At 73.2% G+C, this 16,720-nt stretch carries 13 protein-coding genes; 6 read left to right on the top strand and 7 right to left on the bottom strand.

The genetic code is table 11. The features are described 5' to 3' along the window. Positions 1 to 19: 19 nt before the first annotated feature. Positions 20 to 4,801, bottom strand: coding sequence for an NAD-glutamate dehydrogenase (locus tag D4B81_RS09815; protein WP_122262302.1), 4,782 nt, complete (start codon positions 4,799 to 4,801; stop codon positions 20 to 22). 137 nt (positions 4,802 to 4,938) lie between these two features. On the opposite strand from D4B81_RS09815, the gene D4B81_RS09820 reads away from it, so the two are divergent. Beyond that, the gene (locus D4B81_RS09820; protein ID WP_122262304.1) at positions 4,939 to 5,457 is read left to right on the top strand and encodes a hypothetical protein; all 519 of its coding nucleotides are present in this window, start codon (positions 4,939 to 4,941) and stop codon (positions 5,455 to 5,457) included. Positions 5,458 to 5,496: 39 nt separating this feature from the next. Next, on the top strand, positions 5,497 to 5,997 hold the full coding sequence (locus tag D4B81_RS09825) for a DUF2505 domain-containing protein (RefSeq protein ID WP_097186736.1): 501 nt from the start codon (positions 5,497 to 5,499) through the stop codon (positions 5,995 to 5,997). 27 nt (positions 5,998 to 6,024) lie between these two features. Here the strand turns inward: D4B81_RS09825 and pruA are convergent, their stop codons facing one another. From pruA to D4B81_RS09845, 4 genes are all read right to left on the bottom strand, one after another. Next, complete coding sequence (gene pruA, locus D4B81_RS09830) at positions 6,025 to 7,653, bottom strand: L-glutamate gamma-semialdehyde dehydrogenase (protein ID WP_122262306.1); 1,629 nt, start codon at positions 7,651 to 7,653, stop codon at positions 6,025 to 6,027. A gap of 47 nt (positions 7,654 to 7,700) precedes the next feature. Continuing rightward, positions 7,701 to 8,162, bottom strand: a complete 462-nt coding sequence (locus D4B81_RS18100; RefSeq protein ID WP_161965102.1) for a DUF6912 family protein — start codon at positions 8,160 to 8,162, stop codon at positions 7,701 to 7,703. 72 nt (positions 8,163 to 8,234) lie between these two features. After that, the gene (locus D4B81_RS09840) at positions 8,235 to 9,662 is read right to left on the bottom strand and encodes a CpaE/TadZ family protein (protein ID WP_202613642.1); all 1,428 of its coding nucleotides are present in this window, start codon (positions 9,660 to 9,662) and stop codon (positions 8,235 to 8,237) included. Continuing rightward, entirely contained in the window at positions 9,659 to 10,375 is a 717-nt protein-coding gene (locus D4B81_RS09845) for an SAF domain-containing protein (RefSeq protein WP_097186740.1), read from the bottom strand. Before D4B81_RS09845 ends, D4B81_RS09840 begins: the two co-directional genes overlap by 4 nt. Before the next feature lie 153 nt (positions 10,376 to 10,528). Between D4B81_RS09845 and D4B81_RS09850 the strand changes: the two genes are divergently transcribed. Further along, a complete protein-coding gene (locus D4B81_RS09850) occupies positions 10,529 to 10,747 on the top strand; it encodes a helix-turn-helix domain-containing protein (protein WP_122262308.1) in 219 nt (72 codons plus the stop codon). Between the two features lie 46 nt (positions 10,748 to 10,793). Here D4B81_RS09850 and D4B81_RS09855 read toward each other — a convergent pair whose 3' ends face one another. Beyond that, positions 10,794 to 11,357 carry a hypothetical protein gene (locus D4B81_RS09855; RefSeq protein WP_122262310.1) on the bottom strand — a complete coding sequence of 188 codons (564 nt, stop codon included), beginning with the start codon at positions 11,355 to 11,357 and terminating at the stop codon, positions 10,794 to 10,796. 125 nt (positions 11,358 to 11,482) lie between these two features. Between D4B81_RS09855 and D4B81_RS18505 the strand changes: the two genes are divergently transcribed. Both D4B81_RS18505 and D4B81_RS09865 read left to right on the top strand, forming a co-directional pair. After that, positions 11,483 to 12,265 carry a LysM peptidoglycan-binding domain-containing protein gene (locus D4B81_RS18505; protein ID WP_202613643.1) on the top strand — a complete coding sequence of 261 codons (783 nt, stop codon included), beginning with the start codon at positions 11,483 to 11,485 and terminating at the stop codon, positions 12,263 to 12,265. Then, complete coding sequence (locus tag D4B81_RS09865; RefSeq protein ID WP_122262312.1) at positions 12,262 to 12,801, top strand: Rv3235 family protein; 540 nt, start codon at positions 12,262 to 12,264, stop codon at positions 12,799 to 12,801. Before D4B81_RS18505 ends, D4B81_RS09865 begins: the two co-directional genes overlap by 4 nt. Before the next feature lie 4 nt (positions 12,802 to 12,805). Here the strand turns inward: D4B81_RS09865 and secA are convergent, their stop codons facing one another. Continuing rightward, positions 12,806 to 15,496, bottom strand: coding sequence for a preprotein translocase subunit SecA (secA, locus tag D4B81_RS09870; protein WP_122262314.1), 2,691 nt, complete (start codon positions 15,494 to 15,496; stop codon positions 12,806 to 12,808). A gap of 18 nt (positions 15,497 to 15,514) precedes the next feature. Here secA and D4B81_RS09875 point away from each other — a divergent pair, with 18 nt between their 5' ends. Beyond that, a complete protein-coding gene (locus tag D4B81_RS09875) occupies positions 15,515 to 16,669 on the top strand; it encodes a GNAT family N-acetyltransferase (RefSeq protein WP_122262316.1) in 1,155 nt (384 codons plus the stop codon). Positions 16,670 to 16,720 lie beyond the last annotated feature (51 nt).

Genomic DNA, 16,720 nt, shown 5'->3' on the forward strand with positions numbered 1-16,720 from the left:
CTGCCGAGGGGCCCCGCCGTCAGTCGCCGGCGGCCCCCTGGCGCACCAGGCCGCGCAGCGTGCGCAGCGCGACGGAGATAGGCGCAAGACCCGGGTCCTCGAGCTCACCCACCGACCCCAGCAGCTGGCTGGTGCGGTTGATGGCGGCCCGGTTCTCCACCATCCACTCCCGCACCCGCTCCACCGAGTCCGAGCCGGGGGTGGTGCGTTCGGCCACCGTCCTCGCGAGGCCCCGCATCACGCCGTAGATGTCGTCACGGAGCGCGCCGCGGGCGAGCGAGGACCACCGGTCCGTGCGCGGCAGGGCGGAGACGTGGGTGAGGAGCTGGTCGAGGCGGAATGCCTCGGACACCCCGAAGTAGACCTCGGCGATCTCCTCGGTGTCCCGGTCCATCGCCATCGCCAGCTCGACGACGTCGAGCAGCGAGAAGCTGTCCAGCAGCGCGGCGTAGCGCCGGGCGAGCGGGGCAGGCACGCCCTGCTCCTCCGCCCAGTCGACCCGTTCCTGCCACCGTTCGCGCTCGGAGCCCTGCAGCATCTCCCCGAAGTGCGGCACGAGAGCCTGCACGCTGGGCGCGAACTGCGCGATCTCCTCGTCCATCCCGCTGCTGAGCGAGCGGTTGTTGAGGAACCAGCGCACAGCACGGTCGATGAGCCGCCGGAACTCGAGGTAGAGCTCGGTCTGGGTGTCGGTGTCCACGACGTTGTCCAGCGCCTCGACCTGGGCCATGTACCCGGGCAGGTCGAAGACGGCGCGCACGACGTGGAACGCCCTCGCGATCTGGGTCAGGGTGGCACCGGTCTCGTCCGCCGCCCGGTAGGCGAAGCTCACCCCACCCCGGTTGACCATCGCGTTCGCGATCTCGTTGACGATGATCTGCGTCCGGAGGGGGTGCCCGAGGATCTGGTCGTGGGCGCGTTCGCGCAGCGGCTCCGGGAAGTAGGTGAGCAGCGTCTCGGTCATCGCGGGGTCGTCGGCCAGCCCGCTGCCGTTCAGCGCCTCCTTGAGACCGAGCTTGGCGTAGGCGACGAGCACCGAGAACTCCGGGCTGGTCAGACCGGTGCCCTCCTTGGCACGCCGGTCCCACTCCCTGCGGTCCGGCAGGAACTCCAGGGCCGGGTCGAGGCCCGCGCTCTCGGCCAGGTAGGGGATGAGGCGCCGGTGCACCGGGGCCATCACCTCGCGCTGGATGCGGCTGTTGCCGATGAGGACGTTCTGGTCGTAGTTGTGCCGCAGCACCTTGGCCGCGACCTCCTCCGTCATCGAGGACAGCAGCGCGTCCCGGTCCTCCATCGTCATGCGGCCCTCGGTGACCAGGGGGGTGAGGGCGATCTTGATGTTGACCTCGTGGTCGGAGCTGTCCACGCCCGCGGAGTTGTCGATCGCGTCGGTGTTGACGTGCACGCCGCGCAGGGCGGCCTCCACCCGGCCGAGCTGGCTCAGCCCGAGGTTGCCCCCCTCGCCGACGACCCGCACGCGCAGGTCCTGCCCGTCGACGCGGATGGCGTCGTTGGCGCGGTCCCCGATCTCGGCGTGGGACTGCGTGGACGCCTTGACGTAGGTGCCGATGCCGCCGTTCCACAGCAGGTCCACGTCGGCCAGCAGGATGGCGCGAAGGAGGTCGGCCGGGGGCATGGCCGTGACGTCCTCGGCGATGCCCAGGCTGCTGCGGACCTGGGGGCTGACGGGGACCGACTTCGCGGTGCGCGGGTAGACCCCGCCTCCCTCGCTGATCAGGCTCGTGTCGTAGTCCTCCCAGCTCGAGCCGGGCAGCTCGAACATCCGCTGCCGCTCGCGGAACGTGGACGCGGCGTCGGGGTCGGGGTCGAGGAAGATGTGCCGGTGGTCGAAGGCGGCCACCAGCCGGATGTGCTCCGAGAGGAGCATGCCGTTTCCGAACACGTCGCCGCTCATGTCGCCGACCCCGACGACGGTGAAGTCCTCCGTCTGCGTGTCCAGGCCGAGCTCGCGGAAGTGGCGCTTGACCGACTCCCAGGCGCCCCGGGCGGTGATGCCCATCTCCTTGTGGTCGTAGCCCGCGGAGCCCCCGGAGGCGAACGCGTCGTCGAGCCAGAACCCATAGCTGCGCGCGATGCCGTTGGCCAGGTCCGAGAACGTGGCCGTCCCCTTGTCGGCCGCGACGACGAGGTAGGTGTCGTCCCCGTCGTGCCGCACGACGCGGTCCGGGGGCGCCACGCCCTCGGGGGTCCGGTTGTCGGTGATGTCGAGCAGCCCGGAGATGAACGTCGTGTAGGCGGCCCGCCCCTCCGCCAGCCACGCCTCGCGGTCGGAGGCGGGGGGCATCTGCTTGGGGAAGAAGGCCCCCTTCGACCCGGTCGGGACGATCACCGCGTTCTTGACCATCTGCGCCTTGACCAGCCCCAGGACCTCGGTGCGGAAGTCCTCCCGGCGGTCGCTCCACCGGAGCCCGCCGCGGGCGACCGGCCCGAAGCGCAGGTGCGCACCCTCCACCCGGGGGGCGTAGACCCAGATCTCGTAGGCGGGACGGGGCTCGGGCAGCATCACGAGCTCGCGCGGGAGGAGCTTCAGCGCCACGTGGGCCTTGGCCGCACCCTCCGCGTCGCGCTGATAGAAGTTGGTGCGTACCGAGGCCCCGACCAGGGCGACGAGGGAGCGCAGGATGCGGTCCTGGTCGAGGCTGGCCACCTCGTCCAGCGCGGTCCCTGTCTGCTCCTCGAGCTCCTGCGTGCGCGCGCGCCGTGCCTCCTCGTCCAGACCGAGGTCGGGGTCGAAGCGGGCGGCGAAGAGGGCGACCAGCTGACGGGCGATCGCGGGGTTGGCGACGAGCGCCTCCTCGATGTACTCCAGGCTGTGCGTCCCGATCTGCCGCACGTACCGCACCAGGGTGCGCAGGATGACCACGCTGCGCCAGTCGAGTCCTGCGGTGAGGACCAGGGAGTTGAGCTTGTCGGACTCGGCCGCGCCGCTCCATACCGCGGAGAAGGCGTCCTCGAACGCGGAGGCCACCTCCTCCTCCGTGCGCCGCGCGTCACCGGCCCACACCGCCTCGGACGGGGCACGCAGCCCGAAGTCATAGATGTAGCTCGTGTCCTCGCCCGTGCGCAGCTCGTACGGACGCTGGACCGTCACCTCCAGGCCGAGGTCGGCGAAGACGGGCAGCACGTCGGTGAGCGAGACCTCCTGGACGCGGTAGAACTTCAGCCGCCGCTCGGCCTCGTCGTCCTCCGGCTCGCGGTAGAGGTGGGGGCGGGCGTCGGCGCCGTCGGCCTCCAGGTCGACCAGCCGGGTGATGTCGAAGTAGGCCGTCTCCTCGTCGAAGTCCTCCTTGTAGGCCTCCGGGAACGCGGTCGCGTAGCGGGCGACGAGGTCTCCCACCTGCGTCTCGTCGGCGAGGTGCGTGGCCAGCGCCTCGGTCAGGCCCTCCACCCAGGTGGTGGTGACCTCGGCCAGCCGCTGCTGGAGCGCGTCCAGGTCGACCGGCGGCGCCGTGCGGTCCTTGGGCAGGCGGATGACGTAGTGCAGCTGCGCCAGCGGGGAGTCACCCACCCGCGTGGCGTAGTCGGACAGCTCCCCGACGAAGGTCTCCTCGAGCAGCGCCTGGACGCGCAGCCGGGAGGAGGTGTTGTAGCGGTCGCGGGGCAGGAACACCACGCAGCTGACGAACCTGCCGAACTCGTCCGGCCGGACGTAGACGCGGGCCGCCGGACGCTCCATCAGTCGCAGGACGTCCAGAGCGGTCGCCTCGAGCTGCTGGACCGGGGCCTGGAACAGCTCGTCGCGCGGGAAGCCCTCGAGGACGCTGATCAGGTCCTTGCCGGAGTGGCTGTCGGGCGCGAACCCGCTGTTCGCCAGGATCTGCTTGACCTTGCCGCCCGCCACTGGCAGGCGGGTGGTCGACTCCGCGTAGGCCGTCTGGGTGAACAGGCCCAGGAACCGGCGCTCGCCGACCACCCTGCCCTGCTGGTCGAAGCGCCGGATGCCGATGTAGTCCATCGGCACCGACCGGTGCACGGTCGAGCGGGCGTTGGACTTGGTCACGGTGAGCAGGCGCGGCTCCCGCGCGGTAGCCGCCGCCTCGGGGCGCAACTGGCTCAGGGTGGCGGGGGCGCCCCGCTCGTCGCGCAGGATCCCGAGCCCGCTGCCCGGGACGGAGCGCAGGTATGCCGCGTCCTCCTCCTCGACGAGGTCGTAGGAGCGGTAGCCCAGGTAGGTGAAGTGGTGGTCGTCGAGCCAGCGCATGAAGTCGACCACCGGCTGCACCGTGGTCGGGTCGACCGTCGACGGTGGCGCGAGCTCGAGCTCGGCGATGATCCCCCGGGCCTGCTGACGCATCGAGGGCCAGTCCTCGATGGCTCTGCGCACGTCGACGAGGACGCTCTCCACCCCGCGGGCCAGGGCCTCGAGGTCCTCCGGCCGACGCACCCGCTCGGTCTCCACGAGGATCCAGGACTCCGTCCGCTGGCCGGGTCCGGCGTCGCGCGGCTCGACGGGCAGGACGGCCCCGTCCTCGTCCACGACGAGCTGGGGGTGGAGCAGCTGGTGGACCTGCAGACCGTGCCGGGCGACCTCACCCAGCACCGAGTCCACGAGGAAGGGCATGTCGTCGGTGACCACCTGGACGGCGGTGTGCCGGCTGGACCACCCCTGCTCCTCCGTCGAGGGGTTGATCACCCGAACGGCGGCGCGGCCGGGGACGCGGCCCGCGGCCAGCTCGGCCATCGACGTGGCGATCGCCTCGAGCTGCGCCGGCGCGCGGCGGGTGGCCTCGTCGGTCGCGTGATGGAAAAAGCGGTCGATCAGCGTGTCGGGCAACCCCATTGCGAACAAGCACTCCTCGGTCATGGCCGGCCGCGCACCTCGTCGTGCGCCGCCACCACAGTACCCGGCGGAGCGACGGGGTCGGGGCCTGGGGACAAGTCGGTCCACGGTGGGCCGGGGCGACCTAGACTCGGGCCATGTCCCGCGCCCCGCGTGGTCCCGTCGAGGCCCGCCAGGAGAGCGGTGGACGGGGTGCCGGGGAGCGGGAGGAGGTCGACCGCCAGGTCGGTCTCGCCGTGTCGCTGGCCCTCGTCGAGGACCTGCAGGGGACCGGGGCGGACCTGGGCTGGCCGGAGGCGACGGTGCTCGTCGACGCCCTGGTGGACGTGATCTGCCACCTGCTCGTCGACCTCGGCTCGGGGAGGCCGGTCCCGACGCCGCGCCCGGCGGTCGTCGGGGCGATCGGGGGGACGGTCGGCCGGCTCGACCACGCCTCCTGCCGGGCGGCCACCCCAGCGTTGCGCCGCGCCGGCTCGGCGCTGCTCGGGGACGCCCGGGGCTGGGCGGTGGCGGCCGGGGAGGTGGCGCTGGACCTGGCGGACCTGCTCGCGCGCTGCGCGGAGCGGGACAGGGCGGGCCGCCTGCGGCCGGGCGACAAGAGCGTCGTCCTGCGCGAGCTGCACGGACTGCAGCGGCGGCTCCACGCGCTCGGGTGAGGGGGCACGCCGCCCGGCGCGGGGCGTAGGTTGTGCGCCATGAGGATCACCGAGACCGTCGTGCACCCTGTCGACGTCCACCGCACCTATGCCATGCTCGTCGACCCGGCATACCAGACGCTGCGCTGCGAGCGGGCGGGCGCGACCGACGAGACCGTCACCGTCGAGGAGCAGGACGGGGCCACCGTGGTCACCACCCGGCGCCACCTGCCCACCACCGGCGTGCCGGACTTCGCGCGGGCGTTCGTCGGTCCGCAGCTCCTGATCGTGGAGACGCTGCGCTGGGGGCCGGCGGACGAAGACGGCGAGCGCGAGGGCGCCATGTCCCTGGACGTCCCGGGCACACCGGTGCGTTTTCTCGGGGGCGTGCACCTGCGGCGCGGCCCGCAGGAGGGGACCACCGAGCAGGTCGTCGACGGTGACCTCGAGGCCAACGTCCCGTTCCTGGGTCGCCGGATCGAGGCGGCGGTGGCCCCGCAGATCCACGAGGTCGTCCAGCTCGAGAAGCAGGTCGCCCAGGAGTGGCTCGCGGCTCACTGAGGAGCAGCCCGGCCGCCGGGCCGTCCCTCAGCCCATGTGCGGGTAGCGGTGGTCGGTCGCCGGCACGAACGTCTCCTTGATGACGCGCGTGTTGATCCAGCGCTGGAGGTTGGCGGCCGAGCCCGCCTTGTCGTTGGTGCCGGAGGACCGGGCGCCGCCGAACGGCTGCTGACCCACCACGGCGCCGGTGGGCTTGTCGTTGACGTAGAAGTTGCCGGCGGCGAAGCGCAGCCTGGCGGTGGCCTCGACCACGGCTGCACGGTCCTGGGAGATGATGGCCCCCGTCAGCGCGTACGGCGCCACGGACTCCATCTGGTCGAGCATCGTGTCCCAGTCCCGGTCCTGGTAGACGTGCACCGTGAGGATCGGCCCGAAGTACTCCGTGGTGACCATCTCGTGCGCGGGGTCCTGCACGACCGCGACGGTCGGCCGGACGAACCAGCCGACGGAGTCGTCGTAGGTGCCGCCGGCCACGATCTCGACCTGCTCGTCGGCGTGGGCGGCGTCGATGACGGCGCGGTGCTTGCTGAAGGCCTTCTCGTCGATGACGGCGCCCATGAAGTTGGACAGGTCGCGCACGTCACCGACCGGCAGGGCGTCCGTGATCGCGGCGAGCTCGTCGCGCAGCCGCCCCCAGAGCGAGGCGGGCACGTAGGCGCGGGAGGCGGCCGAGCACTTCTGGCCCTGGTACTCGAACGCCCCCCGCACCAGGGCGGTCCGGAGCACGTCGAGGTCGGCGCTGGGGTGGGCCACGACGAAGTCCTTGCCGCCGGTCTCGCCGACGATCCGGGGGTAGGAGCGGTACCGGGCGAGGTTGGTGCCGATCTCCCGCCAGAACATGTTGAAGACCGCGGTGGAGCCGGTGAAGTGGATGCCGGCCAGGTCGTGGTGCTGCAGGAGGGCGTCGCTGATCGCCGGCCCGGTGCCCGTCACCATGTTGACGACGCCGTCGGGCAGACCGGCGGCCTGCAGCAGCTCCATGGTCATGCTCGCGGCGCGCTGCTGGGTGGTGGCCGGCTTCCAGACGACCGTGTTGCCCATCAGGGCCGGGGCCGTGGGCAGGTTGCCGCCGATCGCGGTGAAGTTGAAGGGGGTGACGGCGTAGACGAAACCCTCCAGGGGCCGCTGGTCGATCCGGTTCCACGTGCCCGGGGCGTTGCGGATCGGCTGCTCGGCCAGCAGCTGCCGGGCGTAGTGCACGTTGAACCGCCAGAAGTCGGCGAGCTCGCAGGCGGCGTCGATCTCGGCCTGGTGGACGGTCTTGCTCTGGCCGAGCATGGTCGCGGCGTTCATCCTCGCCCGCCAGGGGCCGGAGAGCAGGTCGGCGGCCTTGAGCAGGACGGCGGCGCGCTCCTCGAAGGGCAGGCCGCGCCAGGCGCCACCCGCCTCCAGAGCGGCGGCGGCCGCGGCGTCGGCCTCCTGGGCGGTGCCGTCACGGAGGGTCCCGAGGACCTCGGCGTGGGCGTGCGGCTGTCGCACCTCGATCTCGGGGCCGGTCCCGACCACCTCCTCACCCCCGATCACGTGCGGCAGGGTCACCGGCGTGGCCGACAGCTGAGCGAGGGCCACCTCGAGCTCGGCGCGCTCCGACGTCCCGGGCGCATAGGTGCGCACCGGCTCGTTCTGCGGGACAGGTACGTCGACGATGGCGTCCATGGATCTCCGTCCGGGGTGGGGGCTGGCTCTGCCCCAGGGTATGCGGATCAGGCGCCGGGGTCCGACCTGGGCCCCAGCGCCCGGGAGAGCTCGACGACGTGACCGATCTCGGTCGTGTCGTACCAGGACAGCTCGAGCTCCTCGTGGGCCGACGGGAGCGCCGCCGCCCCGCCGGTGACGACGTCGTCACCGACGTGGAGGGCTGCGACCCGGGGCAGGTCGATGTCCCCGACCGTGACCGAGGCGTCCTCGCCCCCGTCCTGGAGGTCGACCCGGTCCTCGGTGAGGTCGACGGCCGCGAGGATGACCGGAGCTCCTCCGGCGGCCTGGCCGGCGGCCGCCTCCTGGAGGGCGGCGTACTCCCACTCCTCGGCGTCGCCGGTCGGGAGGGCCCCGCGCACGGCCGCCGTGACGGTCGTCGCCGCGAGCGGTCCCGCGAGCCGCCGCTCGGTCCGCAGCGTCTCGAGCTGGTCGGGGCTCAGGGGCACGTAGCAGCGCACCGTCGTCATTCCGCACCTCCTGGGCAGGGACGGGGCGTCCCTCGCACCGGCCACATCGTCGCAGACCGGGTCATGTCACGATCACGCGGTCGAGGTGCGCCCGTGCCGGCGTCGCCCGCGTCGGCGGGTGGCGGCGGAACCCGCCTCCTCGCCCCGCTCCCCCACCCGGTCGGCCAGGCGCACCATCGCGGCACGCGCGGGGCTCGACGGACGGACCTCGCGCAGGACCCGGCCCTGCAGGAGGGCCGCGTCGACCGCGTCCCGGTCGTCGGGGACGAGCTCGGCGGGTGACACCCCGGCGAAGCGCTCCAGCGCCTCGGTGATCCGTCGGCCGGGGTCCGGGCCCACGGGGCCAGGACGGACGCGGTTGACGACGACGACCCGCGGGGCGTCGCACACCGCTTGGAGCAGGTCGAGCCCGCGGACCAGGCGCTGCAGACCCACGGGGTCGCCGGCGCCGACGACGACCACCGTGTCCGCCGCCTCGAGCGCGGTGAGGGTGGCGCCGTTGCGCCGCGGGGCGAGGGTGTCGAAGGAGAGCTCCTCGTCCTGCTCCAGGTAGGGGGCCACGTCCACGACCGTCCACCGGGCGATCTCGCGCCCGCGCTGGAGGACGTCGGCGAGCGCGACGTCCCGCAGCTCGGGCCACCTGTCCGACCGCGGCAGGCCGGTGAGGACGCGCAGCCCCGGCCCCGCACCCGGTGCGATACGGGCGAGGGCGGCGCGGTCGAGCGTGCCCTGGTCGGCTGCCCGTGTCGCCGCCGCGACACCCGGCACCTCGTCCAGGACGGCGAGGTGCTGCCCCACGCTGGCACCGTAGGTGTCCGCGTCGACGAGGAGGACCGGGTGCAGCGGGTCCGCCAGCTCGGCCGCCAGGTTGACCGCGACGGTCGTCCGGCCGGGGCTGCCGGTCGGGCCCCACACGACGACCACCCCGCCCGCCCGGTCGCCGCCCTCCGGCTCCTGCAGGCCGTTGCCCTCCTGCGCCGAGAGGAGGTCCTCGATCTCCTCGTCCAGCTCTTGGTATGCCGTTCCCCGGCCGGGGTCGGCGACGCCCTCGGTGACCGGTCCCGCAGGGTCGCCCTGACCGGTCTCGCGGCCCACGCCCTCCTGGCGGCCCGCGTCGAGCAGGGCACCCGAGGGTCGGTCGGCCGGCCCGCGCAGCAGCTCCTCGAGGGCGGCGTCGAGGTCCGCCGGGGGGCTGTCGGCCGGCAGCACGGCCGGGCAGCCCCACCGCCGGAGGGTCCGTGCACCCGCCTCGTCACCCGGCGGATGGACCCCCAGCACGACCAGTCCGTGGGTGGCGAGCATGTCGAGCACGGGACGGTCGAGGCCACGCAGGTCGCAGGACACCACCGCCACCCGGCCCAGGCCTGCGGCGGCCACGCCGAGCAGCTCGGCGACGTCGGCGCACCGGCGGGCCACGTGCACGTGCTCCGAGCGCGACAGGGCCGCGGCGAGGTCCACCTCCCAGCGCGGCGCGACCGCCGTCAGCAGGGGCAGGGTCACCGGCCGCCCTCCTGCGGGACGGCACGGGGTGCCGGCACCAGGGTCACGCGAGCCCCCTGGTCCACCGCCGCGATGACGTCCCCGACCCGGTCCGCGGGGACCACCACCTGCACCGCGGTCCGCCCCAGCCCGGCTCCCAGCCCGGAGCTCTCGGCGGGCACCCGGTCCAGCACGGCCCCACCCAGCAGCAGCTCCGGGTCGACGTAGGCCTCGCCCACCGCGTCTGGGTCGCGACGGCTGACCCACACGTCGACCACCGCCCCCTGCACCAAGGACCGGGCGGCGACCGTGTCGACGGGCACGCTCACCGTCTTGTCCAGCGCCTGGCGCGCGGTGCCGAGCGCCGCGGACGGCACCAGCTCACCTGTCGCCACGGGCCGGAGGAGGTGCGTGCCGGTCGTGATCGGGGCCGTGCCGTCGACGTAGCGGGCCGCGGCGTCCCCGAGCCGCACCTGGACCGGCACGAGGTCCCCCTCCCGGACCGGCTGGCCCGGCAGCAGGTCGCGGGCGGCGACGTACACCGGTGTGGTGTCGTCGAGCGAGGCGACGAGTCGGATGCCGCCCGCGACGGACAGCAGGACCAGCAGCACCCCGACGACGAGGCGCAGGTCCTTCCAGCTGGGCGGCTCGAGCCGGCGCGCGGGTCGCGCGGCCTCCGGTGCGCCCGCCCCTCGTGCGGTCCCGGCCCGTGACGTCAACGTCGGCGTCGGCATGTGGTGCTCCCCGTGCTTCTCGTCCTTGGCCCCTCGGCCCGGGTCACGCTACCCGGTGGGGGCGGGTGTGTCCCAGCCCGTCCACAGGCTGGCCGCCCGCAGGGGTCGAGGTCCGTAAGATCGGCGGGAGACGGACCGAAAGGAGCCCGACCGGTGGCGACCCCCCGCTTCCTCACCCTGACCGACGTGGCGGAGACCCTCAACGTCTCGCTGTCCCAGGTCAAGGCACTGGTCCGCTCGGGCGACCTGCAGGGGGTCAAGCTCGGCGGACGCGGGGTCTGGCGGGTCGAGACCTCCGAGCTCGAGGCGTACATCCAGCGGATGTACGCCCAGACCCGCGAGAGCATCCGGCACGGCACACAGCTCGACTGAGACCACCCGCCCGACAGGATCGAGGGGGTCCGTACCCACCGTCGGGTCAGAGCCGGCGCACCGCTGCCACCGCCGCGTAGGGGAGGCTCAGCGTCCCCCTGACCGCGCCTGGGCGCCTCGCCTCGTCGTCCGCGTGCCGGGTCAGGTCGAGGTGGTCGGCGAGCACCCGGTCGATGGTGCCTGTGACGTGGTCGCCGGACCGGTCGTGCACCCGGACCGTGGCCCGGTCCCGGCTCACCGCGCGGAGCGCGTGGGTGAGTCCGAAACGTCGGCTGGCGGCGGAGCGTCGGGCGTCCACCACCCGCTCCAGGCCCTCGACCCCCAGCAGCGCATCGGTCGGCACCAGCAGCTCCCGGCCCCGACCGGCCACCGCGGCCTCGCCCTCCAGGAGCAGCCAGCCGGCCCCGACGTCGAGGATCCGCGCCGCCAGCCATCCCAGGCCCACCACCTTGACGCGCACGCCGTCCCCCACGGCCGCGGCGAGGCGTGATCCCAGCTGGACCTGACCACGCTCGGCGCGGGTGTGCTCGACGACCTCGGCGGCCAGCTCCTGACGTGCGAGCAGCTCCACCTGCGCGTCGAGGTCCTCGAAGAGCCGCTCCCATCTCATGCGCCCATCGTGCCAGCACCGGTCTGGCGTGCCGAGACTGTCCACAGGCCTTGCCGCCGCTGTTCATCCGACCGTAGAGTGACGCAAACGAGTGCAAACGTACGCGGATGAAGCATGGAGGGGCGATGGACAGGCGTGTGAGACGGGGCGCGGCACTCGGCGGCGGGGGTGCTGTGCTCGCGGGGGCGCTCGCCCTGGGGCTCGTCGAGGTCACGCTCTCGACCTGGGAGGGGTGGGGCAGCCAGCCGGTCGCGGGCGGGCTGGGGGTGCTGACCACCGCGGCCGCGGCGGCGGCGAGCGCCTGGATGTCGCTGGTGCTGGCGGTGGCCACCGTGACCCTCCTCCGCGGGGCACCGGAGGTCGCGGACCTGCGACGGGGACGGGTCTGCGCCGGGCCGGCACCCCTCACCCGCCGGGTGGCCACCTGGCTGCTGGTCCTCGGCGCGGTCGGCGCCACCCCCGCCGTGGCCGGCGCGACGCCACCCCACCCCGTCGCCGTGGTCCTGCCCGTCGCAGCAGTGGCCGGTCCCGGCGGACCCACCACCGTCGCGGACGCCGGGCACCCTGGCGACGTGTCCGAGGGGAGCGAGCGGGCTCCCGTCACCCGCGCCGCCCTCCCGGAGCCCGGGTGGACCCCGACCCGGGCCGAGCCGGCTCCGCGGACCTCCGGCGAGGTGGGCCTGCTCGGCACGTCCTTCACCGAGCCGCTCGACCACGTCGTCGTCCACCGGGGCGACACGCTCTGGGCCATCGCGGCCCGTCACCTCGGCGAGCAGGCCACCGACCAGGACGTCGCCGAGGCCTGGCCCCGCTGGTACGCCGCCAACCGCGTCGTCATCGGCGACGACCCCGACCTGATCCGTCCCGGACAGCGCCTGGTCGTGCCCTCCGCCGGGGTGACGCGGTGAGCACCGCGCACGCGACCGCCAGCTCCGGCCGGCCAGCAGTGATGCGACTGGTGCCGGCGCCACGGACGGACCCGAGGAGCCCGGGACCGGACTGGGGCGACGACGCGGTCGCGGCGACGACCGGCCCCTACGTCCAGGGCAGCCTGGCCGTCGACTTCCGCGACCGCTCGGTCGACAGCTTCTTCGGCCCGCAGGCGACACCCACCCCCGAGCTGCCCGAACCTGGCGCCTGGGCACGGCGGATGATTCAGGCGGTGCTCGAGACCTACGACGGCACCCGCTCCGCGGACCAGCTGTCCCGCTGGGTGGTGCCCGAGATCCGCGAGCGCGCCCAGCGGCGCGGTCAGCTGGCCCGACGGCGGGGCCGTCGGGCACACCGCCCGCCGGTGGTGCGCACGCTGCTCACCTGCCTCCCCGCGGACGGGGTGTGCGAGGTGTCGGCCGTCGTCTGGTCGGACGGGCGGGTCCGGGCCCTGGCGGTGCGGATGTGCGGGGTGGACGGCCGCTGGCTCATCACCGCCTGGGAGCTCGGCTGAGCCCTCAGCTGCGGCGACGCGCCTTGCGACGCTCGGCGCGGTTGCCCGAGGACGTGGATGTCGCCTCGGTCGCGTCGTCCTCCGGCAGGCTGCCGTCCGGACGCACCGGCCGGACCTCGGCCTCACCGTCCTCGCTGGGGGCCACGAAGGTCAGCTGGCCCTGCGCGACGGGCTGCTCGGGCTGCTCGGCCGCCTTGACCTCGGCGTGGAAGAGGAAGCGCACCGCCTCCTCCTTGATGGCCTCCATCATCGCCTGGAACAGCTGGTAGCCCTCGCGCTGGTACTCCACGAGGGGCTCGCGCTGGGCCATCGCCCTCAGCCCGATGCCCTCCTTGAGGTAGTCCATCTCGTAGAGGTGCTCGCGCCACTTGCGGTCCAGCACCTGCAGCACCACCCGCCGCTCCACGTCCCGCATCAGCTCCGGGCCCACGCTCTCCTCCCGGGCGTCGTAGGCGTGCTGGGCGTCGGAGGTGAGGACCTCGACGAGCAGCTGGGTCGTCACGCCGCTGCGTCCTCCCGCCTCGGCGACGACGTCCTCGACCGACTGGCCGACCGGGTAGACCTGACGCAGGTCCTCCCAGAGCTGGTCCAGGTCGAGCCCGTCGGTGAGGCCCTGTCCGGCGGACACCGTGACGAAGTCCGCCACCACGTCGTTGATGAAGTCGCGGACCTGCTCGTGCAGGTCGGCCCCCGCCAGCACCCTCCGACGCTCGGCATAGATGACCTCACGCTGCCGGTTGAGCACGTCGTCGTACTTCAGGACGTTCTTGCGGGTCTCGAAGTGCTGGGCCTCGACCTGGGCCTGGGCGCCGGCGATCGAGCGGGTCACCATCTTGGCCTCGATCGGCACGTCGTCCGACAGGCCGGTCATGGACATCACGCGGTCGACCATCCCCGCGTTGAACATCCGCATCAGGTCGTCCTGGAGGGAGAGGTAGAACCGCGACTCACCGGGGTCGCCCTGACGCCCGGACCGGCCGCGCAGCTGGTTGTCGATCCGTCGGGACTCGTGGCGCTCGGTGCCCAGCACGTAGAGGCCGCCGAGCTCGGTGACCTCGTCGTGCTCGGCGGCCACCGACTCCTCCGCCTGGCGCAGCGTGGCGTCCCAGGCAGCCTCGTACTCCTCCGGGGTCTCGTGCGGGTCCAGCCCCTGGGCCCGCAGGGCGTTGACCGCGCGGAACTCGGGGTTGCCGCCGAGCATGATGTCGGTGCCGCGGCCGGCCATGTTGGTGGCGACCGTCACCGCACCCTTGCGGCCGGCCTCGGCGACGATCGCGGCCTCCCGCTCGTGGTGCTTGGCGTTGAGCACCTCGTGCTTGACCCCCCGCCGACGCAGCTGGTCGGAGAGGTACTCGGACTTGGCGACCGAGGTGGTGCCGACCAGCACCGGCTGGCCCGCGCGGAACCGATCGGCGATGTCCTCGACGACGGCCCCGAACTTCGACTCCTCGGTGCGGTACACCTTGTCGGCCAGGTCCTTGCGGATCATGGGCCGGTTGGTCGGGATCGAGATCACGCCCACCTTGTAGATCTGGTGCAGCTCGGCGGCCTCGGTCTGCGCGGTACCCGTCATACCGGCGAGCTTGTCGTACATGCGGAAGTAGTTCTGCAGCGTGACCGTGGCCAGGGTCTGGTTCTCGTTCTTGATCTCCACCCCCTCCTTGGCCTCGATCGCCTGGTGCATGCCCTCGTTGTAGCGACGCCCGGGCAGGATGCGACCGGTGTGCTCGTCGACGATCATGACCTGGCCGTCCATGACGACGTAGTCCTTGTCGCGGGAGAACAGCTCCTTGGCCTTGATCGCGTTGTTGAGGTAGCCGATGAGCGGGGTGTTGGCCGACTCGTACAGGTTGTCGATGCCGAGGTAGTCCTCGACCTTCTCGATGCCGGCCTCCAGGACCCCCACCGTCTTCTTCTTCTCGTCCACCTCGTAGTCGCCCTGGCCGTCCTCGCCCCGGTTGAGCCTGCGCACCAGCTTGCTGAACTCGGTGTACCACTTGGTGGCCTGGTCGGCGGGGCCGGAGATGATCAGCGGCGTCCTGGCCTCGTCGATGAGGATCGAGTCCACCTCGTCGACGATCGCGAAGTTGTGACCGCGCTGCACGAGGTCGGCCATCGACCAGGCCATGTTGTCGCGCAGGTAGTCGAAACCGAACTCGTTGTTCGTGCCGTAGGTGATGTCCAGCGCATACTGCTCGCGCCGCTGCGCCGGCGTCATGGAGGACAGGATGCACCCCGTCTCCAGACCCAGGGCCCGGTGCACGCGCCCCATGAGCTCGGACTGGTACTGCGCGAGGTAGTCGTTGGTCGTGATGACGTGCACGCCCTTGCCCTCGAGCGCGTTGAGGTAGGAGGGCAGGGTGGCGACGAGGGTCTTGCCCTCGCCCGTGCGCATCTCCGCCACGTTGCCCTGGTGCAGGGCCGCGCCCCCCATGAGCTGCACGTCGAAGTGGCGCTTGCCGATGGTCCGCTTGCTCGCCTCGCGGACCGCGGCGAAGGCCTCCGGAAGCAGCTGGTCGACCGTCTCGCCGCCGGCGAGCCTCGCCCGGAACTTCGCGGTCTCCTCCCGCAGCTCGGTGTCGGTGAGCCCCTCGAAGTCCTCCTCGAGGGCGTTCACCTGCTTGGCGATGGTCTCCAGACGGCGCAGCGCGGTCTTCTCGCCGGCGCGCAGGATCTTCTCGAAGAGGTTCGGCACGCGTCTAGGCTAACCGGCATGGGCCCGCAGGCCGTACCACAGGGCGCCCCGGCCCTCCTCGACGCCGAGGTCCGGCTGGTCCCGCCGCGCCGCGACCACGTCCCGATGCTCGTGGAGCTGGGTCAGGACGCCGAGTGCCTGCGCTGGGGAGACGCCTCCCCCACCGGCAGCCCTGGTGCTGCGGAGAGCTGGGTGGCGGTGGCGATGGAGCGGTGGGCCGACCCCCGCCCGTGGACACCGCGCCAGTGGGTGGTCGAGGTGCACGACGGCGGGGTATGGCGTGCGGCCGGCACCGTGGAGTACCGCCCCGACGGGCACGGGGCGGTCGAGGTCGGGTATGCCGTCCACCCCGCCTCCCGCGGCCGCGGTCTGGCGGTCCGTGCCGTCCGGCTGGCCCTCGACCACGGCTTCCGCGACGACGGGGTGCACACCGCCCGCTGGCGCGCCGAGGTCGGCAACTGGGCCTCCCGCCGGGTCGCCTGGCGGCTCGGCTTCAGCCCGCCCCAGCGGGTCCGGGGTCTGATGCCTGGCCACGGCACCGAGCAGGTGCCGCGGGACGGGTGGATCTCCACCCTGCGCCACGACGAGGCGAGGGAGGCGGCATACCCGTGGCTGGTGGTGCCCACCCTGCACGGTGCTGACGTGGTGCTGCGGCCCTGGCGGCACGAGGACGCGCCACGGGTCGTCGAGGCGTGCACCGACCCGCTGACCCGGCGCTACCTGCCTGCGCTCCCGAGCCCCTACGGCATGGGTGAGGCGCTGGTGTTCGTCGACACCGTGCGCGACGCCGCCGCGCGGGGGACGGAGGTGTCCTGGTGCGCGGCGGACCCCTCGACCGACCGGTGCCTCGGTGCGGTGAGCCTCATGGGGCTCGCTCCTGCGAGCGGCCAGGGCGAGGTGGGGTATTGGCTCCACCCCGAGGCCCGCGGTCGGGGCGCCATGAGGGCAGCGGTGCGCGCGGCGGTCGGTCACGGGTTCTCGCCCGCGACGGACGGCGGCCTGGGTCTGCGCCGCGTCCTGCTGCGGACCGCGGGGAGCAACGTGGCCAGCCAGCGGGTGGCCCTCGCCCTGGGGATGACCGAGGTGGGCCGGGACCGGCTCGCGGAGACGCTCGGTGACGGCACGGTGGAGGACATGGTCCGGTTCGACCTCCTGGCGGACGAGCAGTCCTGACCGACGGGTCTGCAGGGTGACTCGGACGGGTCCGTCGGGCACGCCGCTGGC

Origin of the sequence: Ornithinimicrobium cerasi (assembly GCF_003702705.1) — a bacterium.
Lineage (GTDB): Bacteria > Actinomycetota > Actinomycetes > Actinomycetales > Dermatophilaceae > Ornithinicoccus > Ornithinicoccus cerasi.